The sequence below is a fragment of the Paraconexibacter antarcticus genome (genome assembly GCF_024220175.1).
Taxonomy (GTDB): Bacteria; Actinomycetota; Thermoleophilia; order Solirubrobacterales; family Solirubrobacteraceae; genus Paraconexibacter; species Paraconexibacter antarcticus.
In genome coordinates this window covers 1,913,542-1,935,730 of the sequence record NZ_CP098502.1, presented here as the reverse complement: position 1 = coordinate 1,935,730, position 22,189 = coordinate 1,913,542, and the positions used below count along the sequence as shown (strand labels likewise).

17 protein-coding genes and 1 pseudogene are annotated in these 22,189 nt (G+C 73.5%); 12 read left to right on the top strand and 6 right to left on the bottom strand.

Annotated features, from left to right (window positions below; genetic code table 11):
• Positions 1–71: 71 nt before the first annotated feature.
• The 5 genes and pseudogenes from NBH00_RS09515 to NBH00_RS09495 all read right to left on the bottom strand — a co-directional run bounded on the left by NBH00_RS09515 (position 72) and on the right by NBH00_RS09495 (position 5,208).
• Positions 72–1,337 (bottom strand): annotated as a pseudogene (locus NBH00_RS09515) (IS110 family RNA-guided transposase).
• 271 nt (positions 1,338–1,608) lie between these two features.
• Entirely contained in the window at positions 1,609–2,067 is a 459-nt protein-coding gene (locus tag NBH00_RS09510) for a hypothetical protein (RefSeq protein WP_254573100.1), read from the bottom strand.
• A gap of 20 nt (positions 2,068–2,087) precedes the next feature.
• Positions 2,088–2,417, bottom strand: a complete 330-nt coding sequence (locus NBH00_RS09505; protein ID WP_254573099.1) for an MmoB/DmpM family protein — start codon at positions 2,415–2,417, stop codon at positions 2,088–2,090.
• 5 nt (positions 2,418–2,422) lie between these two features.
• Positions 2,423–3,490, bottom strand: coding sequence for a ferritin family protein (locus NBH00_RS09500; protein ID WP_254573098.1), 1,068 nt, complete (start codon positions 3,488–3,490; stop codon positions 2,423–2,425).
• On the bottom strand, positions 3,475–5,208 hold the full coding sequence (locus NBH00_RS09495; RefSeq protein ID WP_254573097.1) for a ferritin family protein: 1,734 nt from the start codon (positions 5,206–5,208) through the stop codon (positions 3,475–3,477). Before NBH00_RS09495 ends, NBH00_RS09500 begins: the two co-directional genes overlap by 16 nt.
• Positions 5,209–5,323: 115 nt before the next feature.
• Between NBH00_RS09495 and NBH00_RS09490 the strand changes: the two genes are divergently transcribed.
• The 11 genes from NBH00_RS09490 (at position 5,324) to NBH00_RS09440 (ending at position 17,997) form a co-directional block, all read left to right on the top strand.
• A complete protein-coding gene (locus tag NBH00_RS09490; protein ID WP_254573096.1) occupies positions 5,324–6,394 on the top strand; it encodes a 2Fe-2S iron-sulfur cluster binding domain-containing protein in 1,071 nt (356 codons plus the stop codon).
• Positions 6,395–6,421: 27 nt separating this feature from the next.
• Entirely contained in the window at positions 6,422–7,318 is an 897-nt protein-coding gene (locus tag NBH00_RS09485) for a helix-turn-helix transcriptional regulator (RefSeq protein WP_254573095.1), read from the top strand.
• Positions 7,319–7,421: 103 nt separating this feature from the next.
• The gene (locus NBH00_RS09480) at positions 7,422–8,699 is read left to right on the top strand and encodes a PP2C family protein-serine/threonine phosphatase (RefSeq protein WP_254573094.1); all 1,278 of its coding nucleotides are present in this window, start codon (positions 7,422–7,424) and stop codon (positions 8,697–8,699) included.
• The gene (locus NBH00_RS09475; RefSeq protein WP_254573093.1) at positions 8,696–10,243 is read left to right on the top strand and encodes a sensor histidine kinase; all 1,548 of its coding nucleotides are present in this window, start codon (positions 8,696–8,698) and stop codon (positions 10,241–10,243) included. The genes NBH00_RS09480 and NBH00_RS09475 overlap by 4 nt, the downstream gene beginning before the upstream one ends.
• Positions 10,240–10,677, top strand: coding sequence for a response regulator (locus NBH00_RS09470; RefSeq protein WP_254573092.1), 438 nt, complete (start codon positions 10,240–10,242; stop codon positions 10,675–10,677). The genes NBH00_RS09475 and NBH00_RS09470 overlap by 4 nt, the downstream gene beginning before the upstream one ends.
• 20 nt (positions 10,678–10,697) lie before the next feature.
• Positions 10,698–12,179, top strand: a complete 1,482-nt coding sequence (locus tag NBH00_RS09465; RefSeq protein WP_254573091.1) for an MDR family MFS transporter — start codon at positions 10,698–10,700, stop codon at positions 12,177–12,179.
• Between the two features lie 57 nt (positions 12,180–12,236).
• Positions 12,237–14,060: an ABC-F family ATP-binding cassette domain-containing protein gene (locus NBH00_RS09460; protein WP_254573090.1), complete on the top strand. Its 1,824-nt coding sequence runs from the start codon at positions 12,237–12,239 to the stop codon at positions 14,058–14,060.
• A gap of 18 nt (positions 14,061–14,078) precedes the next feature.
• Positions 14,079–16,004 carry a glycoside hydrolase family 15 protein gene (locus tag NBH00_RS09455; protein WP_254573089.1) on the top strand — a complete coding sequence of 642 codons (1,926 nt, stop codon included), beginning with the start codon at positions 14,079–14,081 and terminating at the stop codon, positions 16,002–16,004.
• Positions 16,001–16,696 (top strand): 6-phosphogluconolactonase, encoded by a 696-nt coding sequence (gene pgl, locus NBH00_RS09450; RefSeq protein WP_254573088.1) that lies wholly within the window; start codon positions 16,001–16,003, stop codon positions 16,694–16,696. Before NBH00_RS09455 ends, pgl begins: the two co-directional genes overlap by 4 nt.
• Positions 16,693–17,295: a histidine phosphatase family protein gene (locus tag NBH00_RS09445; protein WP_254573087.1), complete on the top strand. Its 603-nt coding sequence runs from the start codon at positions 16,693–16,695 to the stop codon at positions 17,293–17,295. The genes pgl and NBH00_RS09445 overlap by 4 nt, the downstream gene beginning before the upstream one ends.
• 129 nt (positions 17,296–17,424) lie before the next feature.
• Positions 17,425–17,997 (top strand): hypothetical protein, encoded by a 573-nt coding sequence (locus tag NBH00_RS09440; protein WP_254573086.1) that lies wholly within the window; start codon positions 17,425–17,427, stop codon positions 17,995–17,997.
• A 3-nt stretch (positions 17,998–18,000) separates the two neighbouring features.
• Here NBH00_RS09440 and NBH00_RS09435 read toward each other — a convergent pair whose 3' ends face one another.
• Positions 18,001–20,073 carry a beta-propeller domain-containing protein gene (locus tag NBH00_RS09435; RefSeq protein WP_254573085.1) on the bottom strand — a complete coding sequence of 691 codons (2,073 nt, stop codon included), beginning with the start codon at positions 20,071–20,073 and terminating at the stop codon, positions 18,001–18,003.
• Between the two features lie 87 nt (positions 20,074–20,160).
• On the opposite strand from NBH00_RS09435, the gene NBH00_RS09430 reads away from it, so the two are divergent.
• On the top strand, positions 20,161–22,161 hold the full coding sequence (locus tag NBH00_RS09430) for a glycoside hydrolase family 15 protein (RefSeq protein ID WP_254573084.1): 2,001 nt from the start codon (positions 20,161–20,163) through the stop codon (positions 22,159–22,161).
• Positions 22,162–22,189 lie beyond the last annotated feature (28 nt).

The following is a 22,189-nucleotide window of genomic DNA, read 5'->3' as shown; positions in this document are numbered from 1 at the left end:
GGACCTGCCGCACGGATCGGTCAGGCGGATCGGGCCGGGGGGGTGTCCCTATGGGTTTGTCAACTTTGGGGTCAGGCAGAGACGGGGATGGGTGAGCCGGTCTTGCCGGCGGGGAGTTCGCCGTAGGTCAGGCCGGTGCGGAGCATCTTGTGGATGAGGTCGCAGCGGCGGCGGGCGAGGCAAAGAATGGCGGCGTTGTGCTGCTTGCCCTGGGAGCGTTTCATGGCGTAGTAGTCGCGTGATGGCGGGTGATGCAGGCTGCAGAACGCCGAGAGCCAGAGCGCGTTCTTCAGGCGGTGGTTGCCGCGGCGCGATCGGTGCTCGCCGCGAATCGAGGTGCCGGATTGTTTGGTCACCGGCGCCAGGCCGGCGTAGGCGGCGAGGTGGCCCGGGGTGGGGAATCGAGAGACGTCACCGATCTCGATGAGGATCCTGGCTCCGGTCCGTGCCCCGATTCCCGGGATGCTCAGCAGGACCGGTGCCTGAGGGTGGCAGGTGAACACCGCCTCGATGTCGCGGGCGAGCTGCTCGCGTGATGTCGCAAGGCGGGTGAGCTCGATCGCGAGGTCGCGGATGATGCGGCCGATCGTCGCTTCCGCGGGAACGCTCACGGTCTGAGACTCGAGCGCGGCGAGGAGGTCGTCGACGAGTCATGCGCCCATCCGCGGCGCCTTCGGTTGAACGATCCTGAGCAGCCGGCGCTTGCCCGCCGCGCGCATCGCCGTGGGCGTTGGGTAGCGCTCGAGCAGTGCGCGAACGGCGGCGTGGTCAAGTCGTGGTCCGAGGACGCGCTCGACCGCGGGGCTGGCCTGCAGCAGCAGGTCCCGCAGCCGATTCGCGGTCCTCGTTCGGTCGTGCGCGAGGTCGTCGTCGTAGCCGCCCAGGACGCTGAGCTCCTGCAGCAGCTCGTCGCTCGGGGTCAGCCAGTGCACCCGTGCCTGGTGGATGCGGGCGGTGTCGGCGATCACGAAGCTGTCCTTGCGATCGGTCTTTGCCTCGCCGGGATACAGCTGCGAGGCGCGGCGCATGACCAGCCCCGGGATGTACGCGACCGGGATCCCGCGCCGCCGGGCGAGCGCGACCGCGAGCGTGCCAATCGAGCCGGGCTGGTCGATCACCAGCGCCGCGTTCGGGCCCGCATCGTCGAGCAGCTTCTCGATCGCCTGCTCGTCGTTGCGGCACGGCCTGTCGAACAGCACCGTTCCGGTTGGATCGATGAGCGTCGCGTGATGGTCGCTCTTGCCGACATCAAGCCCGATCCATCTCAGGATCTCGTCCACCACCAGGTCCCTTTCGCTCGCCGAGCACTCCGGGCTCGAACGGCACCTCCGTCGCATCCACCTTACGAATGAGCCCTCTCGGGGCAGGTCCCTATAAGCGACTCGAGGTGCCCGGACGGGTCGGGTGGCAACACCCCCCAGATCACGAAGACAGGGGGCAGAAAGCCCTGCCCGACCCGCCGAGCCCTACAAGACGAAAATCGTAAGGTGTCGGCCCCGGGCCGGGCGGGCGGGTGGCCCGGGCGGCCCGGCGGGGCGGACCGGCCTGGCGCGCCGCCGCCGGCGGCGGCGGCCGACGTTCCCGCGGGAACGCCGCGCGCGGCGCCGGCTACCGCCCGAGCGTCCGCACGAACAGCCGCGCGCGGCCGGGAACCTCGTGCAGGATGCGGCGGACCTCCGCGAGGCCCGCGCGGAGCTCCCCGTCGCCGACGTCGACGAGCTTCATGGAGTCCTGGAGGGTCACGAGCGTCGCGTCGGCGCGGCCGCAGGCGGCGACCGCGCTGTCGACGAAGCCCTTGACGCCCTGCGACGGGTGGCCGGGCGTCGCGGCGGTGAACGTCCGGGTGGGCAGGTCGTGACGCTCCGCGAACCCGGAGTGGGCGCGCTTCGCCCGGCCGTAGGCGGTCTGCACCGGGCGGAAGAGCTCCCCCTCCAGGCGCTCGCCGGTCTGGTCGTCGACGTGCTCGTAGGCCTCGCCGAGGTCGGCGAGGGCGACGCCGATGTGGTCGGCCGCGTCCCCGATCGCGTCCAGCAGCTCGCGCCGGGCCTCGGCCGTGTCGTACGTCATCCGCGGAGCCTAGCCCCCGCTCACGTGACGGTCGCGGCCTCGTGCACGTCGTGCGTGAGAATCACCGCGTCGTCGGTCATGGCGATGCGGCCGTAGTACGTCGACATGACGACCTGGATGAGGCTCCCGTCGACCGGGAAGCCGCACTCGTCCGACAGCTCGGCGAAGTCGAGGCGCAGCCGCCCGCGGGCGCGGACCTCGCAGTAGGACGCGTTCTCGTAGACCTCGACGCCCTCGTGCTCGCAGAGGGCGTCGACGATCGCGTCCCCCTCCACGCTGCGGGCGATCGTGATCCCGACGTAGTCGAAGGTCTGGTCGCCGTCGGCCTGCGGCGCGGGGCCGTTCGTCACCGACATCAGGTGCTCACCGCCGTATCGAGCCCGGACTCCGCCAGCAGCGCCTCGTAGTCCGCTCGCACCCGCTCTTGCGCGGTCGCGAAGTCGACCCCGGGCGCCCCGGCGAAGACGCCCTCGAGCGCGTCGATCGCGGCGGCCGTCTCCGGCTCCCAGTCGGCGAGCCAGCGCGCCACGAGGGCCCGGTTCGCATCGCCGTGGGTGGGATCGGCGACCGCGAACCGGGTGAAGGCGGCCGCGAAGTCGCGCCACCAGTCCCCCTCGCGCTGTGCGACACGGATGACCGCCGGGGTGACCGGGTCCGCGGCACGGTGGGCACCGCGGAGCAACAGCTCGCGGCGGACGAGGTTGCCGAGCAGGGGCTCGACGACGAGGCCGCAGACGACGATGACCTCGCCCCAGTCGGTGATCGTGCCGAGCCGCTCGACGAGCCGGCGCGTGGGCTGCCACTCGGGCGCCTCCAGCCAGCGGGCCTTCGCGGCCTCGATCGGGAACCCGCCGAGGTCCTCGTCGAGGTCCATCCCCTCGATCACGAGGGCCTGCGCCTGCCGCTGCTTGACGGCCGCGTAGAGCACGATCCCGTGGGTGAGGGTGTCGGCCAGGGCCGCGCGCGAGCGCCGGGTGGCCAGCGACCAGACACCGTGCTCCACGAACGCCTGGACCTGGCCGTCGCGGCGCAGGAACTCGACCCAGGCGGGATCCATGTCGGCGTACAGGGCCTCGGAGCGCGCGCTGCGCACGGCCCCCTCGATCTCCCGCTCACCCTGCGCCCCCTGCTGGTAGTACGGGCGTTCCCACAGCTCGTTCGGATCCCGGAAGGCCGACCACGTCTCGACGTCCAGGGCGGTGGAGTCCTCCCACCACGTCCCGCGCCCGTCGGGGAACGAGCACGTGTAGCCGCTCGTCATGAAGCGGTGGACCGACGGCTGCGTGTCGACGGTCAGGTCCTCGTAGAGCGACGCCTTGCGGCCCTTCGGGACGATCCACTGGAAGGAGCGCTCGGGATCGTCGCCGCGCCGCTGCCGGCGCTCGCCGGCCCGCACCTCGCCGGCCATCAGAGCTTCACCCACGGCGTGTCGCCGACCGCGGCGCGGGCGAGGTCGTCGACGCGCACGCGGCCGTCACCGGCCTGGCCGACGCCTCCGCCGTAAAGCGTCACGGGCTGGAAGCCGTTGCCGTCGCCCTGCACCGCCCCGAACGGGTCGCCGTCATCGTGCCAGCTCCCGCTCGGCAGGCCCATCGCCTCCGCGGAGGTGATGTTCGGCGACAGGACGGTGAAGTCGCAGTCGCGGATGTGGTCGATCGTCCACATCTTGTCGGTGCGCAGGTGCGGCTGGCCGACGAGGGTCTTCCCGTCGGCGCGGAGCAGCCCGAGCTTCACGATGACCTCCGAGAGCGCCATCCCGTGGTACTTGTCGAAGTAGTTGCGGTCGCCGGTGTAGCGACCGGGGTTCGTCTCGTCGAGCCACCGGCACTCGGGCGAGCAGTAGAAGCGGGTGCGCTCGACGCCGTGGCGGTCGCAGCACGTGCGGTGGCACATGTCGTCGTCGATGACGCACGCGAGCATGCACGTCCAGCAGAAGGGCGGCGCGCCCTCCATGAAGCCCGAGAGCAGGATCGCGCCCTCGGCCGGGTCCGCGAGGGCTCCGTAGGCCTCCCACGTCGCGCCGTACTCGTCGTACCAGCCGGGGTACTTGTCCTCGAACCACTCGAAGTCGGTCTCCGTCAGCGGGTCGAACTTCCAGAAGTTCAGCGGCCACGTGGCGAAGGCGAGCGGCGCCGTCTTGTGGACCAGGCCGGCGACGAGGCGCTCGCGGGCGCGGTCGAACATGTCCGGCGGGATCGTCACGCCCATCTTCCCGAGCTGCTCGACGTAGGAGCGGTACCAGTCGTCGCGGATCCAGCGGTCCCACTTCGTGATGTAGTTCTCGTTGTCGGAGCGGTCGGTCGAGAAGTACTCCATCACCGAGCCCACGAACGGGTCGACCCACGCGTGGACGACCCACCACGCCTGCTGCAGGTCGTGCTGGATCAGCGGGATGTTCTCCTCCTTCTGGAGGACCGTGAGCATCGTCGCGTAGCCGTTGGAGATGTGACGGGCCTCGTCGGACTGGACGCTCGAGTACGTCGTCGCCTGGATGAAGTCGCCGTTGCGCGTCGCGACGTCGGGGAGGGCGACGAAGGCGACGTTCGTGAACGCCGTCTCGATGACGGTCATCATCGTGAAGCCAGCGGCGATCGGGTCCCCCACGAAGGAGTGGGAGAACATGTTGATCCCGGCGCGGGTGATGAGGTTGTCGGCCATGTACTCCTGGCCCTTGTGCCAGCCGGCCGGGTCGGGCGTGTGCTTCGTGTACCAGCGCGCGAGGTTCATCTGCATGCCGATGTGGCGGACCTCGTCGACGAACTGCACGTGGTAGCCGTTGAGCAGCTCGTCGTTCGGGACGACGTCCATGACGACCGACATGCAGCGGCCGGCCGCGCCCTCGGCGAACACGAGGATGAGGATGAGCGGCTTCATGACCTGCAGCCAGCGCTCGTCGGCCTTCGTCGGCATCCCCGCGCGGAGGGCCGCGTCGAACCCGCCGTAGACGCGCTCGTCCTTCTCGAGCTGCATCGGCAGGTACTCGCGCATGATCTGCTTCATCGGGTCCTTCGCCTTCTCGGGGAAGACGTAGCGCGTGTCGTAGATCGGGACGGGCTGGTGGTAGTCCCGATCCCAGCCGAGCTGCGCGATGCGCTCGTGGGTCTTCGTGACGCTGCGGCGACGGGTCTGCTGGGAGGCCATGGGTCCACTCTCGCCGCGGGCGCGGGCGCGGGCATCGGGCGAGCGGGTGATATCCCTCACCCGATCGGCGTCGCGGGCCCCCGCGGCGTCCCCGGCGGGGGTACGGTCGCGTCCGATGTCACCCAGGATCAGCTTCGAGCCCATCGGCGTCGAGATCGAGTGCGACGAGGACGAGACGATCCTCGACGCGGCCTTCCGCGAGGGCTGGAACCTCGTCCACGGCTGCCGTGAGGGGCAGTGCACCGCGTGCAAGAGCTTCCTCCTCGAGGGCGAGGTCTCGCACGACCGCTACTCGCCCGACGCGCTGTCCGAGAGCGAGGAGTCGCAGGGCTACACGCTGCTGTGCCGCGCGCTCCCGGACACGGACGAGGTCGTCGTCGAGCTGCTCCACGTGCTCGACCCCGATCACCTGCGCCTCGCCCACCCGATCGCCGACGGCCGGGCGACGGTCACCGCCGTCGAGCCGCTGACCGGCGACATGGTGCGGCTGCGCCTGAGCGTCGGTGAGCCCGCGGGCTTCGGCTTCACCCCCGGCCAGTACGTCGACCTGCACCTCCCCGGGACCGACGGCGAGGAGCGCCGCTCGTTCTCGATGGCGAACGTCCCTCCGGAAAGCGGCGACGACGACCCGGCCACGCTCGACCTCGTCATCCGCCGGTACCCCGGCGGGCGCTTCTCCGGCCTCCTCGAGCCCGGCGGCGCCGGCAGCCTCGCGCCCGGCGACGAGCTCGCCTTCACCGGGCCCTACGGCTCGATGGCGCTGCGGCCCGGCGACCGCCCCGTCCTGCTCGTCGCGGGCGGCTCGGGCATCGGGCCGATCCTCTCGCTCCTCGGTGAGCTCGCCGCCGCCGAGGCGACGCGCCCCGTGCGCTTCTTCTACGGCGCCCGCACCGAGGCCGACCTGCCGCTGCGCGAGGAGATCGCCGCGCTCGGCGCGCGCCTGACCGACTTCGCCTTCGTCCCCGTGCTGAGCGAGGAGGAGTGGGACGGGGCGACGGGCCTCGTCCACGACGCGGCGGCGGCCGCCGTCGGCGCGGGGGAACTGCCGGACCCGATCGTCTGCGCCTGCGGGCCGCCGCCGATGATCGAGGCGCTGGTCGCCGTCCTCACCGGCCGCCACGGCGTCCCCGAGAGCGACATCGCGTTCGACAAGTTCACGCCGAGCGCGGCGGGAATCGAGACCTGAGCGCCGCACCGCTGGTAGCGTCGTCGCATGGCCGTGGCCGACGAGACGCAGACGCTCGCGGGCGTGCAGCGCGCCCTGGCCGAGCTGCGCGAGTCGGCGACCGCGGGCACCGTCATGGACCGCGGGCTGCGCGGCCTGTGCACGCACTGCGGGTTCACGCGGGCGGTGCTCTTCCGCCTGCAGGACTCCGAGCTCATCGGGGAGGCGATCCACTTCTCCGAGCAGCCCGAGTGGGCCGCCGAGCTGCTCCTCGAGAGCCGCCGCACGCGGCTGCCGCTGACCCACATGGTCCTCGAGACCGAGATGCTCCGGCGGCGGACGGCGGGCCTCGTCGCGAACCCGCAGGACGACAGCCGTGCCTTCCTCCCCCTGACCCAGCCGTTCCGGACGCGGTCCTACGTCGCGGCGCCGCTCATCCCCGACGGGCACGTCGTCGGCTTCGTCCACGCCGACCGCTACTTCGAACCCGAGCGGGACGTCGACGAGCGCGACCGCCTCTGCCTCGCCGCGTTCGCCGAGGGGTTCGCGTTCGCCCTCCACCGGGCGGTGCTCCTCGACCGCCTCGCGCAGCAGCGGCTCGAGCTGCGCCGCCTGCTCGCGGAGGCCGGCGAGGTGACCGAGCACATCGGGGCGCTCGGCGCGCACCTCGGCCGCGCCGAGGAGGACCTCCACGCCTCCCTGCGCTCGGCGGGCGCGCACCAGGTCCCCGACGAGCGGCTGCAGTCGCTTCTCACGCCCCGCGAGGTCGAGGTCGTGGAGCTCATGGCGGAGGGCTCGACGAACGCGGCGATCGCCCGGCAGCTCGTCGTCTCCGAGCAGACCGCCAAGACGCACGTCTCGCACGTCCTGCGCAAGCTCCGCGCGACGAACCGGGCGGAGGCGGTGTCGCGCTACCACGCCCTCACCGCGCGACGCGACCGCTAAGTGAAACACGCTGTCCCGCGAAATCCCTGCTGCCACGCGGGTTTCTCCCGTTTGTAGATAGGGTGGGCGCGCGCCCGACCACCCGGGCCGCCCCTCGCACCTCATGGCCGCCGACCTCGAGATGACGCCCGATCCGGGCACGGACGACGCCCGCCCGATCCGGCTGCTCCTCGTCGAGGACGACGACGGCGATGCGTTCCTCGTCACCGAGCTGCTCGACGAGGCCGGCATCGCGACGGACGTGACGCGAGCCCGGACGGTCGCGGAGGCGCGCGCCCTCCTCACCGACGGCCCCGCCCCCGACTGCGTGCTGCTCGACCTCGGACTGCCGGACGCGTCCGGCCTCGACGCGCTGACGCAGGTCCGCGAGGTCGCGCAGACCTCCGCGCTCGTCGTCCTCACCGGCGACGTGGACCGCAGCCGCGGGCTCGCCGCCGTCGCCGCCGGCGCGCAGGACTACCTCGTGAAGTCCCAGGTCGACGAGGACCGTCTCGACCGCTCGATCCGCTACGCCGTCCAGCGCTCGCACGCGGAGCTCGCCGCGCGCAGCCTCCGCGACGCCGCGCGGGCCGCGGAGGAGAACCGCCGCCTCGAGCGCGGCCTGCTCCCCGTCCTGCTCGTCGACCACCCGCGCCTCGCGGTCGGTGCGCGCTACCTCCCCGGCCGCCGCCGCGCGCTCCTCGGCGGGGACTTCTACGACGCGGTGCAGTCCGCGGACGGCGTCGTCCACGCCCTGCTCGGGGACGTCTCCGGCCACGGCCCCGACGAGGCGGCGCTCGGCGTCTGCCTGCGCATCGCCTGGCGCACGCTGCAGCTCGCGGGCGCGGGCCCGGACGACACGCTCGCCGTGCTCGAGGAGGTCCTCATCCACGAGCGCCACGACGAGGACGCGTTCGCGACGCTCTGCATGATCGCCCTCGACGAGGCCCGCGGGAGCCTCGACGTGCGCCTCGCCGGCCACCCGGCGCCGATCATCGTCGACGGGACCGGCACCGCCCGCGTCGTCGGCGGCATGGAGCGGCGGCCGCCGCTCGGCGTCGCGTGGGGCGCGCGGGCCCCCGCGGTGGACGTCACGCTCGCCGCGGGCGACGCCGTCGTCCTGTACTCCGACGGCCTCACCGAGGGCCGCGCCGCCGGGGGCCGCGAGCGGCTCGGCGACGATGCCCTCTGCGCGGTCGCGAGCGAGCAGGCCCGGGCGCTCGACGGCTGGCGCGGCCACCCGACGCTGCTCATCGACGCGACGATCGCCGCGGTGCAGGAGGCGAACGGCGGCCCGCTCGCCGACGACGCCGCGATGCTCGTCCTCGCCCAGCGGTCCCCCGCCGGCGACGCTCCGGCCGCCGCGTCGCCGCCGCCGTCGCTCGCGGTCCCGCCCGCATGAGGCGAGCCGGGCGCCTGCGGGTCGGGCAGCGCTTCGCCGTCGTCGCCACCGTCCTCGGCCTCGTGCTCGCCGGGGGCGTCGTGGCGGGGACGCAGGCGTCCGTCGCGCTCTCCCGCGCGCGCGACCGGCTCGTCCTGCGCATCGACCCGGCGATGACGACCGCGCTGCGGCTGCAGAACGCGTACCTCGACCAGGAGACGGGCGTGCGCGGCTTCGTCCTCGCGGGCGACGACCGGTTCCTCGCGCCGTACCTCCGGGGGCGCGCGGACGAGCGCCGGGCCGTCGCCCAGCTCGACCGCCTCATCAGCGGCGACGGCGTCCTGCAGCGCGCGGCGGGCTCGCTCCGCACCGCGGTCGCGCTCGGGGCGACGTGGCGGACCGGCTTCGCCCGGCCGGCGATCCGGGCGCGGCGCACGAAGGTGCGGACCGACGACGTGAACGTCGGGGCCGGGCGCGTCCGCTTCGACCGCGTGCGGCGCGGCACCGCGGCCCTGCAGCGCGAGCTCAACCTCGCGCGCATGCACGCGACGTCGACGCTGAACCACAGCGCCCGGCGGCTGAACATCGTGCTCGGGATCGTGTCCGGTCTCCTCCTCCTGGGCGGGGTGCTCGCGGTCCTCGTCATCCGGCGGACGATCACCGTGCCGATCGACGCGCTCGCCGGGGAGGTCCGGCGCGTCGCGGACGGCGACTTCGGGCGCGCGCTCGAGGCGACCGGCCCGCTGGACATCGTCACGCTCGCGGGGGACGTCGACTCGATGCGCGCGCGCATCGTCCAGGAGCTCGAGGCGAGCCAGGCGGTGCGGCAGGACCTCGAGCGCTCGAACGCCGAGCTCGAGCAGTTCGCCTACGTCGCCTCGCACGACCTGCAGGAGCCGCTGCGGAAGGTCGCCTCGTTCACCCAGATGCTCCAGCGCAAGTACGAGGGGCAGCTCGACGAGAAGGCCGACCAGTACATCTTCTTCGCGGTCGACGGCGCGAAGCGGATGCAGGAGCTCATCAACGACCTGCTCGCCTTCTCGCGCGTCGGCCGGCTCACGCGGGAGCACCAGTCGGTGCCGCTGCGGTCGGTCATCGACCGCGCGCTCACCGACCTCACCGGCGCGATCGAGGAGAGCGGCGCGGAGGTGACCGTCGCCGGCGACCTGCCGACCGTGCGGGTGGACCCGGGGCTCCTCGCGCTCGTCTTCCAGAACCTCGTCGGCAACGCGATCAAGTTCCACGGCGAGGGCTCGCCGCACGTGCGGATCGACGTGGGCGAGGCGGAGGGCGAGCCCGGCGTCTGCGCCGTCGCGATCTCCGACGACGGCATCGGCATCGACACCGAGTACGCCGACCGGATCTTCGTCATCTTCCAGCGGCTGCACCCGAAGGAGCGGTACGGCGGGACCGGCATCGGGCTCGCGATGTGCCGGAAGATCGTCGAGTACCACGGCGGCCGCATCTGGCTCGACACCGACCACGCCGCGGATCCGGCGCGGCCGGGCACGACGTTCCGCCTTACGCTTCCCATCGACGTCCCCGACCCCACCGAGGCCTCATGACCGCTGCTGCCGCCCGTCCCATCACCGTGCTCCTCGTCGAGGACGACCCGGGTGACGTCCTGCTCATCCGCGAGGCCTTCGAGGACCACAAGCTCAACAACACCCTGCTCGTCGCCGGCGACGGCGTCGAGGCGCTCGAGCTGCTGCGCAACCCGGAGACCGAGCGGCCCGACCTCGTGCTGCTCGACCTCAACCTCCCGCGCAAGGACGGCCGCGAGGTCCTGCGCGAGATCAAGGCGGACGACGGCCTGCGCTCGATCCCCGTCGTCGTGCTGACGACGTCGGACGCCGAGGAGGACATCCTGAAGTCCTACGACCTGCACGCGAACGCGTACGTCACGAAGCCGGTGGACTTCGACCGTTTCATCGACGTCGTCCGCCAGATCGACGAGTTCTTCGTCAGCGTCGTGAAGCTTCCGGGCCGGGGGTACTGACCGATATCGTCAGGCGCCTGATGATCAGGCGCCGCCTCGCTTCGTCGTCGCCGGACGGGCTCGACCCGGAGATCTGGCGCATCAGCTTCGTCGTGGTCCTGGGGTCGATCATGTCGATCCTCGACACCACGATCGTCAACGTCGCCCTGCGGACGCTCAGCCGCGACCTCCACGCGAACGTCGCGAGCATCCAGTGGGTCGTGACGGGCTACATGCTCGCGCTCGCCGCGGTCATCCCGCTCACCGGCTGGACGGCGCGCCGCCTCGGCGCCAAGCAGGTCTACCTCGCGACGCTCGTCCTCTTCACGTCGAGCTCGGCGCTCTGCGGGCTCGCGTGGTCGACCGGCAGCCTCGTCGTCTTCCGGGTGCTGCAGGGCGCGGCCGGCGGCATGCTGCTGCCGATCGGCCAGCTCATGATGGCCCAGGCGGCCGGGCCCCAGCGGATGGGCCGCGTCATGAGCATCGTCGGCGTTCCGATGATGCTCGCGCCGATCTTCGGCCCGACGATCGGCGGCGCGATCGTGGACCACCTGAGCTGGCGCTGGATCTTCTTCGTCAACGTCCCCTTCGGGATCGTCGCGGTCGTCGCGGCGCTGCGCGTGCTGCCGCGGAGCGTGCGCGCCGCGGTCGACCCGCTCGACGTGCGCGGCCTCGTGCTGCTCTCGACCGGGGTCCCGCTCGTGACCTACGGCCTCGCCGAGGTCGGCGAGACCGGCGGCTTCACGGCGGCGAAGGTCATCGTGCCGGCGGTCGTCGGGGCCGTGCTCGTCGTCCTGTTCGTCCGGCACGCGCTCGCGACGCGCTTCCCGCTGCTCGACGTGCGGCTCTACCGGCGCCCGACGTTCGCGGCGGCGTCGTTCGCGATGTTCTCGCTCGGCGCCGCGCTCATGGGCGGCATGATCCTGCTGCCCCTGTACTGGCAGGGGGTGCGCGGCGAGAGCGCGATGCACACCGGCCTGCTCACGGCCCCCCAGGGCCTGGGGATGGCGCTGTTCATGCCGCTGTCCGGCCGGCTCACCGACCGCTACGGCGGCGGGCCGCTCGCGCTCTTCGGCGTGACGGTGACCGCGGTGGCGACGATCCCGTTCGGGCTCATCGGGCCGGACACGTCGATGCTCGGGCTCTCGGTGACGATGTTCCTGCGCGGCATCGGGATGGCGTTCGCCTTCATGCCCGCGATGGCCGCGGCGTTCGCCTCGCTCGACCACGCCGACCTCCCCCACGCCACGCCCCAGCTCAACGTCCTGCAGCGGATCGGCGGCTCGATCGGCACCGCCGTGCTCGCCGTCGTGCTGCAGCGCGCGCTCACCGGCGCGCGCACGCCGGCCGAGGCGGCGTCGGCCTACGGCACGGCCTTCTGGGTGTCCGCCGGCCTCGCCGCCGCCGCGATCCTCCCGTGCGTCGTGCTGCTCCGGGCCGAGCGCGCGGCCCGCCACGGCGGCCCCCTCCCGCCCGCGGTCGATCCGGCCGACGCCCCGCCGGTCGCGGAGGTCGTCGCCTGAGGCGCACGCCCCCGCCGGGCGGCGGCGCGGCCCCGGGGCTGCGACCATGGCGTCCGCATGGCGCCGCCTCCCCGCAACCTCGTCAACCTGAAGTCGGTCAGCAAGGGCTACGGCAGCCGGACGGTCCTCGACGAGATCACGCTCGGCGTCGCCGCCGGGGACCGCATCGGCATCGTCGGCCGCAACGGGGACGGGAAGTCGACGCTGCTGCGGCTCATCGCCGGCCTCGAGGACCCCGACCGCGGCCAGATCACCCGGGCGGGCGACGTCGGGCTGCGCCTCCTCGGGCAGACCGACACGCTCGACCCGGACAAGACCGTGCGGGCCGAGCTCGTCCACGGCCTCGCCGACCACGAGTGGGCGGCCGACCGGCGCTTCCGCGACGTCCTCGACGGCCTCCTCGGGGGCGTGGACGTCAGCCGCTTCCCCCAGGGGATGGACACGCCGATCGCCGGCCTCTCCGGCGGCGAGCGGCGGCGGATCGACCTCGCCCGGCTGCTGCTCGACGGCCCCGAGCTCCTGCTCCTCGACGAGCCGACGAACCACCTCGACGTCGAGGGCGTCGACTGGCTCGCCCGCCACCTCGCCGCGCGCCGCGGCGCGATGCTCGTCGTCACCCACGACCGGTGGTTCCTCGACGCCGTCTGCACGTTCACCTGGGAGGTGTCGGACGGGACGATCCACCAGTACGAGGGCGGCTACGCGGCCTACGTCCTCGCGCGGGCCGAGCGCGACCGGCAGGCCTCCGCCCGCGAGGACCGCCGTCAGCAGCTCGTCCGCAAGGAGCTCGCGTGGCTGCGGCGCGGGCCGCCGGCCCGGACGTCGAAGCCGAAGTTCCGCATCGAGGCGGCGAACGCGCTCATCGCCGACGAGCCCGAGGCCCGCGACCGCGCCGAGCTGCTGCGCTTCGCCGGCAGCCGGCTCGGCAACAAGGTCCTCGAGGCCGAGGGCGTCTCCGTGACCTTCGACGGCAAGCCCGTCCTGCGGTCGGTCACCTGGCGCCTGGGCCCCGGCGACCGCGTCGGGCTCGTCGGCGTGAACGGCGCCGGCAAGACCACGCTCGTCAAGGTCCTCGGCGGCGAGCTCGAGCCGACCGGCGGGCACGTCGAGCGCGGCGCGACCGTCCGCCTCGCGCACCTCTCGCAGAACACCGAGGAGATCCCCGGGCACCTGCGCGTGCTCGAGTCGCTCGAGGAGGTGCGCGGCGTCGCGACGACGAGCGACGGGCAGCAGCTCACCGCCGGGATGCTCTGCGACCGGTTCGGCTTCCGCGGCGAGCGCGCCCGCACGCTCGTGAAGGACCTCTCCGGCGGCGAGCGGCGACGCCTGCAGCTCATGCGGCTGCTCATGGACGGCCCGAACGTCCTCATCCTCGACGAGCCGACGAACGACCTGGACATCGACACGCTCACGGCGCTCGAGGACCTTCTCGACCAGTGGCCGGGCACGCTCGTCGTCGTGAGCCACGACCGGTACTTCGTCGAGCGGGTCTGCGACGACGTCCACGCGCTCATGGGCGACGGCGGGCTGCGCCACCTGCCCGGCGGCATCGAGCAGTACGTCGAGCTGCGGCGGGCGGCGGGCTCGCCGGCGCCGGCGGCGGCGGGCAAGGGGGCGGCGTCCGGCGGCGCGGCCGCGGCGCCGGACGCGTCGGGGCTGAGCGGCGGCGAGCAGCGCGCGGCCCGCAAGGAGCTCGCGAAGCTCGAACGCGCGCTCGGGAAGCTCGAGGCCCGCGAGGCCGCGCTCCACGAGGAGATGGCCGCCGCGGCGACCGACCACGGCGGGCTGCGCCGCCTGCAGGCCGAGCTCGCGGAGCTCGTCGACCGGCGCGCGCAGCTCGAGTCCGACTGGCTCGAGACCTCCGAGGCGCTGGAGGGGTGAGCCACTAGGCTCCTCCCCATGCGACACGTCGCCGGGGATCTCACGCAGGGTGGCAGTGCGTTCCCGCCGATCGCCGACTACGCGTTCCTGAGCGACGGGGAGGTCACGGCGCTCGTCGCCCCGAGCGGCAACATCGAGTGGATGTGCCTTCCGCGGATGGACGCGCCGTCGGTCTTCGGCTCGATCCTCGACCGCGACGCCGGCTCGTTCAAGGTCGCGCCGACGACCACGAGGGTGCCCGCCGGCCGCCGGTACCTCCCCGGCACGATGGTGCTGGAGACGACGTGGGGGACCCGCACCGGCTGGGTCATCGTCCGCGACGTCCTGCTCATCGGGCCGTGGCGCCACGACCGCGAGCGGTCGCACACCCACCGCCGTGCCCCGACCGACCACGACGCCGAGCACGTCCTGCTGCGCACGATCCGCTGCGTCAACGGCACCGTCGAGATGACGCTCGACTGCGAGCCGCGGCCCGCCTACGGCCACGATCGCGTGAGCTGGGAGTACACGACCGACGGCTACGGGCAGGCCGTCGCGTCCCCCGTGTCCGGCCGTGAGCTCCACCAGCCGCTGACGCTCACGACCGACCTGCGTCTGGGCCTGGAGGGCGGCCGGGCCCGCGCCCGCTCGACGATGCACGACGGCGAGACCGCGTTCGTCGCCCTCTCCTGGAACGAGCACGGGCCGCCGACGACGTACGAGGAGGCCTACGAGGGCCTCGTGCGCACCGCCGATTACTGGCACGAGTGGCTCTCCCGTGGCCAGTTCCCCGACCATCCGTGGCGGACGTACCTGCAGCGCAGCGCGCTGACGCTCAAGGGCCTGACGTACGTCCCGACCGGCGCGATGATCGCGGCGTCGACGACGTCGCTCCCCGAGACGCCGCGCGGCGAGCGCAACTGGGACTACCGCTACTCGTGGATCCGCGACTCGACGTTCATGCTCTGGGGGCTCTACACGCTCGGCTTCGACTGGGAGGCGGGCGACTTCTTCGCCTTCATCGCCGACGTCGCCTCCGGGGCCGACGAGCTGCAGGTCATGTACGGGATCGGCGGCGAGCGCTCGCTCGAGGAGTACGAGCTCGATCATCTCGGCGGCTACGACGGCGCGAGGCCCGTGCGCATCGGCAACGGCGCCTTCAACCAGAAGCAGCACGACGTCTGGGGCGCCTACCTGGACTCGGTCTACCTCCACACGAAGTCCCGCGACCAGCTGCCCGAGTCGATGTGGCCGATCCTCTCGCGGCAGGTCGAGTGCGCCGTCGAGCACTGGCGCGAGCCGGACCGCGGCATCTGGGAGGTCCGCGGGGAGCCGCAGCACTTCGTCTCCTCGAAGGTCATGTGCTGGGTCGCCTGCGACCGCGGCGCGCGCCTGGCGCGGCTGCGCGAGGACGAGGAGCAGGCCGAGAAGTGGCAGGCCGTCGCCGACGAGATCAGGGAGGACGTCCTCGAGCACGGCGTCGACGAGCGCGGCGTCTTCGTCCAGCACTACGGGACCACGGAGCTCGACGCCTCCGCGCTGCTCATCCCCCTCGTGCGGTTCCTCCCGGCCGACGACGAGCGCCTCGTCGCGACGGTCAACGCGATCGCCGAGGAGCTCACCGAGCACGGGATGGTCCTGCGCTACCGGACGGCGACGACCGACGACGGGCTCAGCGGCGAGGAGGGGACGTTCGCCATCTGCTCGTTCTGGCTCGTGTCGGCGCTCGCCGAGATCGGCGACACGACGGCCGCGCGGGAGCTGTGCGAGCGGATGCTCTCCTACGCGTCGCCGCTGCTCCTCTACGCGGAGGAGATCGACTCGCGCTCGGGGCGCCATCTCGGGAACTTCCCCCAGGCGTTCACCCACCTCGCGCTCATCAACGCCGTCATGCACGTCATCCGGGCGGACGAGGCGATCATGCTCGAGAACCAGCCGCTCGACGCGCGCCGGGAGGAGTCATGAGCGGGGCGGGTGACGAGGCCCTCGAGATCGTCCGGACCGCGGACGCGGACGCCTGCGCGCGTGCGGCCGCCGACCTCGTGGCGGACGCGGTCCGCGGCGGCGCGCGGCACCTCGTCCTCGCGGGCGGGACGACGCCGATCGCGGCGTACGCGCTGCTCGACGCGATGGACCTGCCCTGGGACGGCGTGCACCTCTGGTACGGCGACGAGCGCTGCGTCCCCTTCGACCACCCCGACTCGAACCACGGCGCGGTCTCGGGCGTCCTGCGGGCCGCGGCGGCGACGTGGCACCCGATGCCCGGGGCGCTCGGCCCGCTCGCCGGCGCCGATGCCTACGCGACCGAGCTCGAGCGCGACGGGCCGCCCGGGCTCGCCTTCGACCTCGTCCTGAACGGCATGGGCCCCGACGGGCACACGGCGTCGCTCTTCCCCCACCACCCGCTCCTGTACGTCGGCGGCCTGACCGCGGGCATCACCGACTCGCCGAAGCCGCCGCCCGAGCGCCTGACCCTCACGCTCGGTGCGCTGAACGCCGGCGCCCGCCTCGTCCTCCTCGTCACCGGGGCGGGCAAGGCACAGGCGCTGGCCCGCGTCCTCGCCGGCCCCGACGACGGCACGCCGTCCTCGCTCCTGGCGCGTGACCGCCTGACCGTCCTCGCCGACGCGGCGGCCCTCGGCGGCGAGGACGCGTGACCGACCCGCCCCGCGACCAACCGCTCCCCCGCGGCGAGGTCTGGCTCGTGCGCCACGCCGAGACCGCGTGGTCGAAGGTCGGCCGGCACACCGGGCGCACCGACATCCCGCTCACCGACGTCGGCCGCGCCGCCGCCCGCGCGCTGCGCCCGCGGCTGGCCGCCGAGCGGTTCGCCGCCGTCCGCTGCTCGCCGCTCGGCCGGGCCCAGGAGACCGCCGCCCTCGCCGGGATCGAGCTCCTCGGCCCCCACGCGACCCTCGACCCCGACCTCCTCGAGTGGGACTACGGGGACTACGAGGGCGTCACGACCCCCGGCATCCGCGAGACCCGCCCCGACTGGTTCCTCTGGCGCGACGGCTGCCCGGGGGGCGAGCAGGCGGTGGACGTCGGAGCCCGGGTGGACCGCGTCATCGCCGCCGCCTGCGCCGCCGACGGCGATGTCCTCGTCGTCGCCCACGGCCACCTGCTGCGGGTGCTCGGCGCCCGCTGGATGGGCCTCGCGCCGCAGCACGGGGCGAACCTCGTGCTCGACACGGGTGGGATCTGCGTGCTCGGGCAGGAGCGGGGCGTCCGCGCGATCCGCCGCTGGGGGGCCTGACGGCGCCTCGCGACGCTCGACGCGGACGACAACCTGCGCTCGACCGTCGACTTCCGCGCCGATCATCCCGGGCGCGGCGTCGTTCGCGCGCCCCACGCTCCTGAACTGACTGTTAGCCTCGCCCGCGGGATGAGCGGACGTGCGAGGCGGGCGGCGGCGGTGGCCGCGAGCGTGATGGCGGGCGGGACCGGCGTGGCGGTGGCCGCCACCGGCGACGCCCCTCAGACGGTGCGGGGCCGCGTCTTCGCGACGGTCGCCCCGGCGGGCTGGACGACGGCGGTCGTCGCCGGCCCGAAGTCGCTGAAGAGCTACCAGCAGGCGTCGCACGGCAAGGTCGACGCGCTCGGCGTCCCCGTCAAGGGCGCCATCGCGACGACGATCTACGAGGCGAGCATCCGGAAGTCCGGCTTCGCGCACCCCGGCCGGCAGACGGCGGACACGCTCGCGCCGAAGCTCATCGGCATCCCGCGCGGCGCGACGAGGATCACGCCGGTGGCGGGCGGGCACGGCATCCTCGACGGCGAGCGGACCGTCTACGGGACCTACACCTACACGTACGCCGGCCGCCGGATCCGCCAGCGCGACCTCGTCGCCCGCCACGGCGCGTACTCGGTCGTCGTCGAGACGATCGCCGACACCTCACGGCGGGCCGCGGCCGACCGCGCGCGGTCGACAGTGCAGGACGCCTGGCACTGGCGCTGACGGTCAGCGCACGGGCTGCGGCGGGCCGACCGGGCCCGGCGACGGCTGCGGCTGCGGCTGCGGCTGGGGCTGGGGCCGCGGGAAGGCGGCGAAGCCCGCGGGCGCGAGCGTGTCGAGCGCGCTGCGCCCGAGCCCCGCGTAGGAGAGCGTGTAGAGGTGGTCGCCCACGACGAGGGAGCGGTCGATCGGCGCCTGCCCCCCGTCCACCGGGTGCGTGACCTGCCCGGCGTCGGCGATGCCGGCCGCCGTGACGCGCAGCCCGACGGCCGCGCTCGTGCCCGACCCCTCCGCGCCGTCGTACGTCGTGAGCGGCAGCACCGCAAGGCGCGTCGCGGGCCAGTACAGGAAGGCGTGCGGGTCGGACTCGACCGCCGAGCTGCCCGGCCCGAAGCGCTTCTGCGCCACCCGCCTGGGGTGCTCGGGGTCGGAGACGTCGAAGAGCGACACCTGGGAGCCCGCGAGCCGGCCGGCCGCCGTCGCCTCCTGCCCGACGCCGAGCAGGAGCCCGTCGCCGATCGGGTGCAGGTAGGCGGAGTAGCCGGTGAGCTCGAGCTGCCCGCGCACGCGCGGCGCGGACGGCGTCGTGAGGTCGACGACGTAGAGCGGGTCGACCTGCTTGAACGTCACGACGTACGCCGCGTCGGGGGTGAAGCGGACGGCGTAGATCCGCTGGCCGTGCCCGAGGTCGCCGGCGTGGCCGAGGGGGACGAGCGCGCCGTCCCGCTCCGCCAGCACCGTCACCCGGCTCGAGCCGTCGGTCGCCGGCCCGGAGCCGTCGGGGAACCACAGCGGCTCCTCGGTGCTCGCCACCCGCAGGTAGCCGCCCTCCTCGGACATCGCGTACTGGTTCAGGAGGAACCCCGGCACCTCGCCGCTCGAGCGGTACGTCGTGACGCCCGGCCGTGAGGCGTCGAAGCGGGCGATCTGCGTCGCCGTCCCCTGCGGGACGTTCCGGCCGTCCTCCACCGCCGGGCTGTACCTCCGGCTCGCGACGTAGAGGCTCCCCTGCGAGCCGTAGACCGTCTGCGCGCCCGCCATCACGCCGTCGCGGTCGACGGAGTAGAGGCCGCGGTCGAGGTCGACGGTCATGATCGTCAGCAACCCGGTGCCGGAGAACGCGCGCGGGCGCCGCACCTCGTCGCATCTCGCGAGCGGCCGGCGGAAGGTCCGCCCGCTGATCGCGCTCCGCAGGACCGTCCGCGGGATGAAGCGCGAGGTCCCCGTCGCGGCGATCGCCTGGCGGAGGCTCCGGGTGGCCGTCGCGACGATCGGGTCCGGCGCGGAGCCGATGACAACGCGGGCGGTCGCGCCGGTGAGCCGCGCGTCGACGTAGTCGCCGTCGACCGTCATGGCCCGCGCGACCTTCGGGGCGGTGCGGTCGCTCACGTCGACCTCGGTGAGCAGCGCCCTACCGTAGCCGGGGTACGGGTAGGGCGCGATCGACGCGACCTGGCGCGGCGCGGCCCCCATGGCGGAGGCCGCGAGCGGGACGGGGCCGGGCCCCGGATATCCGAAGCCGCGCGCCGAGGCGAGCACGAGCAGCCGGTCCTTGCGCAGGAGGAGCTGCTGGCCGTAGCCGTCGAGCGCGAGCGTGCCGACGACCCGCGGGACGACCCCCTGCACGTCGATGATCCGCAGCGTCCGGTCGGTGACCGCGTAGACGTAGCGCCCGTCGGTCTTCACGAGATCGGGCTCGTCGACGCCGGCCTCCTGGTCGTTCGTCGTCGAGAAGGACGGGTCGGCGGTCGTCGTGTCGGCCTTCGCGTTGCCGCTCGCGGGGGCGGCGGCGACCGGCGCCACCGTCCCGGTCGTTCCGTTCGCCTGCGGCACCGCGACCGGCGGTGCGATCGCCGGCAGGTCCCCGCCCGCCCGCATGACGACCCCCGGCGTGCCGCCGGTCCGCAGGGCCCCGGCGTGCGCGTAGGCGAGGAGCTGGGTGCAGGAGGAGAAGGCGCGGAGGGACGCGCGCGGCCTCGCGGCGGCCGCCGATCCGGTCAGCGCGGGCACGAACGCCGGGGTGAGGAGGCCCAGGAGCGCGCACCGGCGGAGGGCGGGCGACCGCGACCAGATATCCATCTGCACGGTCTACCGCCTGGACCGCCGCGACGCAACGTCGCCCGCCACGCTTGCCCTTCCGGCCTCCGACCCCGATCCTGTGTGCAGATGACGGACCTCCATACCGACGCGCCGAACCCCGCACCCGACGATGAGTGGGGGACGCATCCGCCCCGGCGCGGCGCGATGGACCCGTACATGTCGGAGACCTTCACGGCGGACCCGACGCCGTTCGTCGAGCGCCTGCCGACGCAGTCCCCGTTCCCGCCGATCGCCGACTACGGCTTCCTGAGCGACTGCCACACCGCCGCGCTCGTCGCCCCGGACGGCACCGTCGAGTGGCTGTGCCCGCCGCGCTTCGACGCCCCGAGCGTCTTCGCGGCGATCCTCGACCGCAGCGCCGGCGGCTTCCGCCTCGGCCCCTCGTCGATGGGCGTCCCCGCCGGCCGCCGGTACGAGCCGGGCACGAACATCCTCGAGACGACGTGGATGACCCCGACGGGCTGGCTCGTCGTCCGCGACGCGCTCGTCATCGGCCGCTGGCGCGAGCGGACGACGAACACGCCCACCGCCCACACCCGGCCCCCGACGGACTACGAGTCCCACCACGTCCTCGTGCGGACGATCACGTGCGTCCACGGCCAGGCGCAGATCGAGCTCCTCTGCGAGCCGATGTTCGACTACGGCCGCCTCCCCGCGAGCTGGGAGCACGTCGAGGACGACCCGATGTCCGTCGACGCCGTAGGGGAGGACGGCGCCCGCCTGCGCCTCATCAGCGACCTGCGCGTCGGGATCGAGGGCTCGGTCGCCCGCGCGCGGCACCGCCTGAAGACCGGCGAGACGCGCTACTGCGCCCTGTCGTGGTCGCGCCTGCTCGACGGGCCGCGCAGCGCCGACGAGGCGCTCCGCGCCCTGCAGACGACGTCCGAGTACTGGCGTGGGTGGCTCGCCGACGGCAAGTTCCCCGACCACCGCTGGCGCGGGCACCTGCAGCGCAGCGCCCTCGTGCTGAAGGGCCTCACCTACGCGCCGACCGGCGCGATGGTGGCGGCGCCGACGACGTCCCTCCCCGAGACCCCGGGCGGCGAGCGCAACTGGGACTACCGCTTCACCTGGATGCGCGACGCGACGTTCACGCTCAGCGCGCTGAACTCGCTCGGGCTCAACTGGGAGGCCGACGACTTCATCCAGTTCGTCGCCGACGCCGACCGCAACGAGGACGGCTCGCTGCAGATCATGTACGGCATCGGCGGGGAGCGGGAGCTCGCCGAGCGCGAGCTGTCGCACCTCACCGGCTACGAGGGCGCGTCCCCCGTCCGGGTCGGCAACGGGGCGTACGACCAGCGCCAGAACGACGTCTACGGCGCCGTCCTCGACTCGCTCTACCTCCACACGAAGGAGTACGGGCACAACTCGCAGCGCCTGTGGCCGGTCATCGAGGACCAGGTCCGGCGCGCGGTCGAGATGTGGCACCTGCCCGACCAGGGCATCTGGGAGGCCCGCGGCGAGCCGAAGCACTACACGTCGAGCAAGCTCATGTGCTGGGTCGCGCTCGACCGCGGCGCCCGCCTCGCGGCCCGCCGCGGCAAGATGGCGCTCGCCGACGAGTGGCGCGAGATCGCGAACGAGATCCACAACGAGATCTGCGAGCGCGGCGTCGACGACCGCGGCGTCTTCGTCCAGCACTACGACACCGACGCGCTCGACGCCTCGAACCTCCTCATCCCGCTCGTCCGCTTCCTCCCCCACGACGACCCGCGCGTGCGCGCCACGGTCATCGCGATCGCCGACGAGCTCTCCGACAACGGCCTCGTCCTGCGCTACCGCGTGGACGAGACCGACGACGGCCTGAGCGGCGAGGAAGGCTCGTTCCTCATCTGCTCCTTCTGGCTCGTCAGCGCGCTGCTGGAGATCGGCGAGCGCAAGCGCGGGCGCCAGCTCTGCGAGCGCCTGCTGTCGCTCGGCTCGCCGCTGGAGCTCTACGCGGAGGAGCTCGACGCGGCCACCGGGCGCCACCTCGGGAACTTCCCGCAGGCGTTCACCCACCTCGCGCTCATCAACGCCGTCATGCACGTCATCCGGGACGAGCAGATGGCGCCGCTGGCCTGACCGAGGGCGCGTTTCGGAAACGGTCACA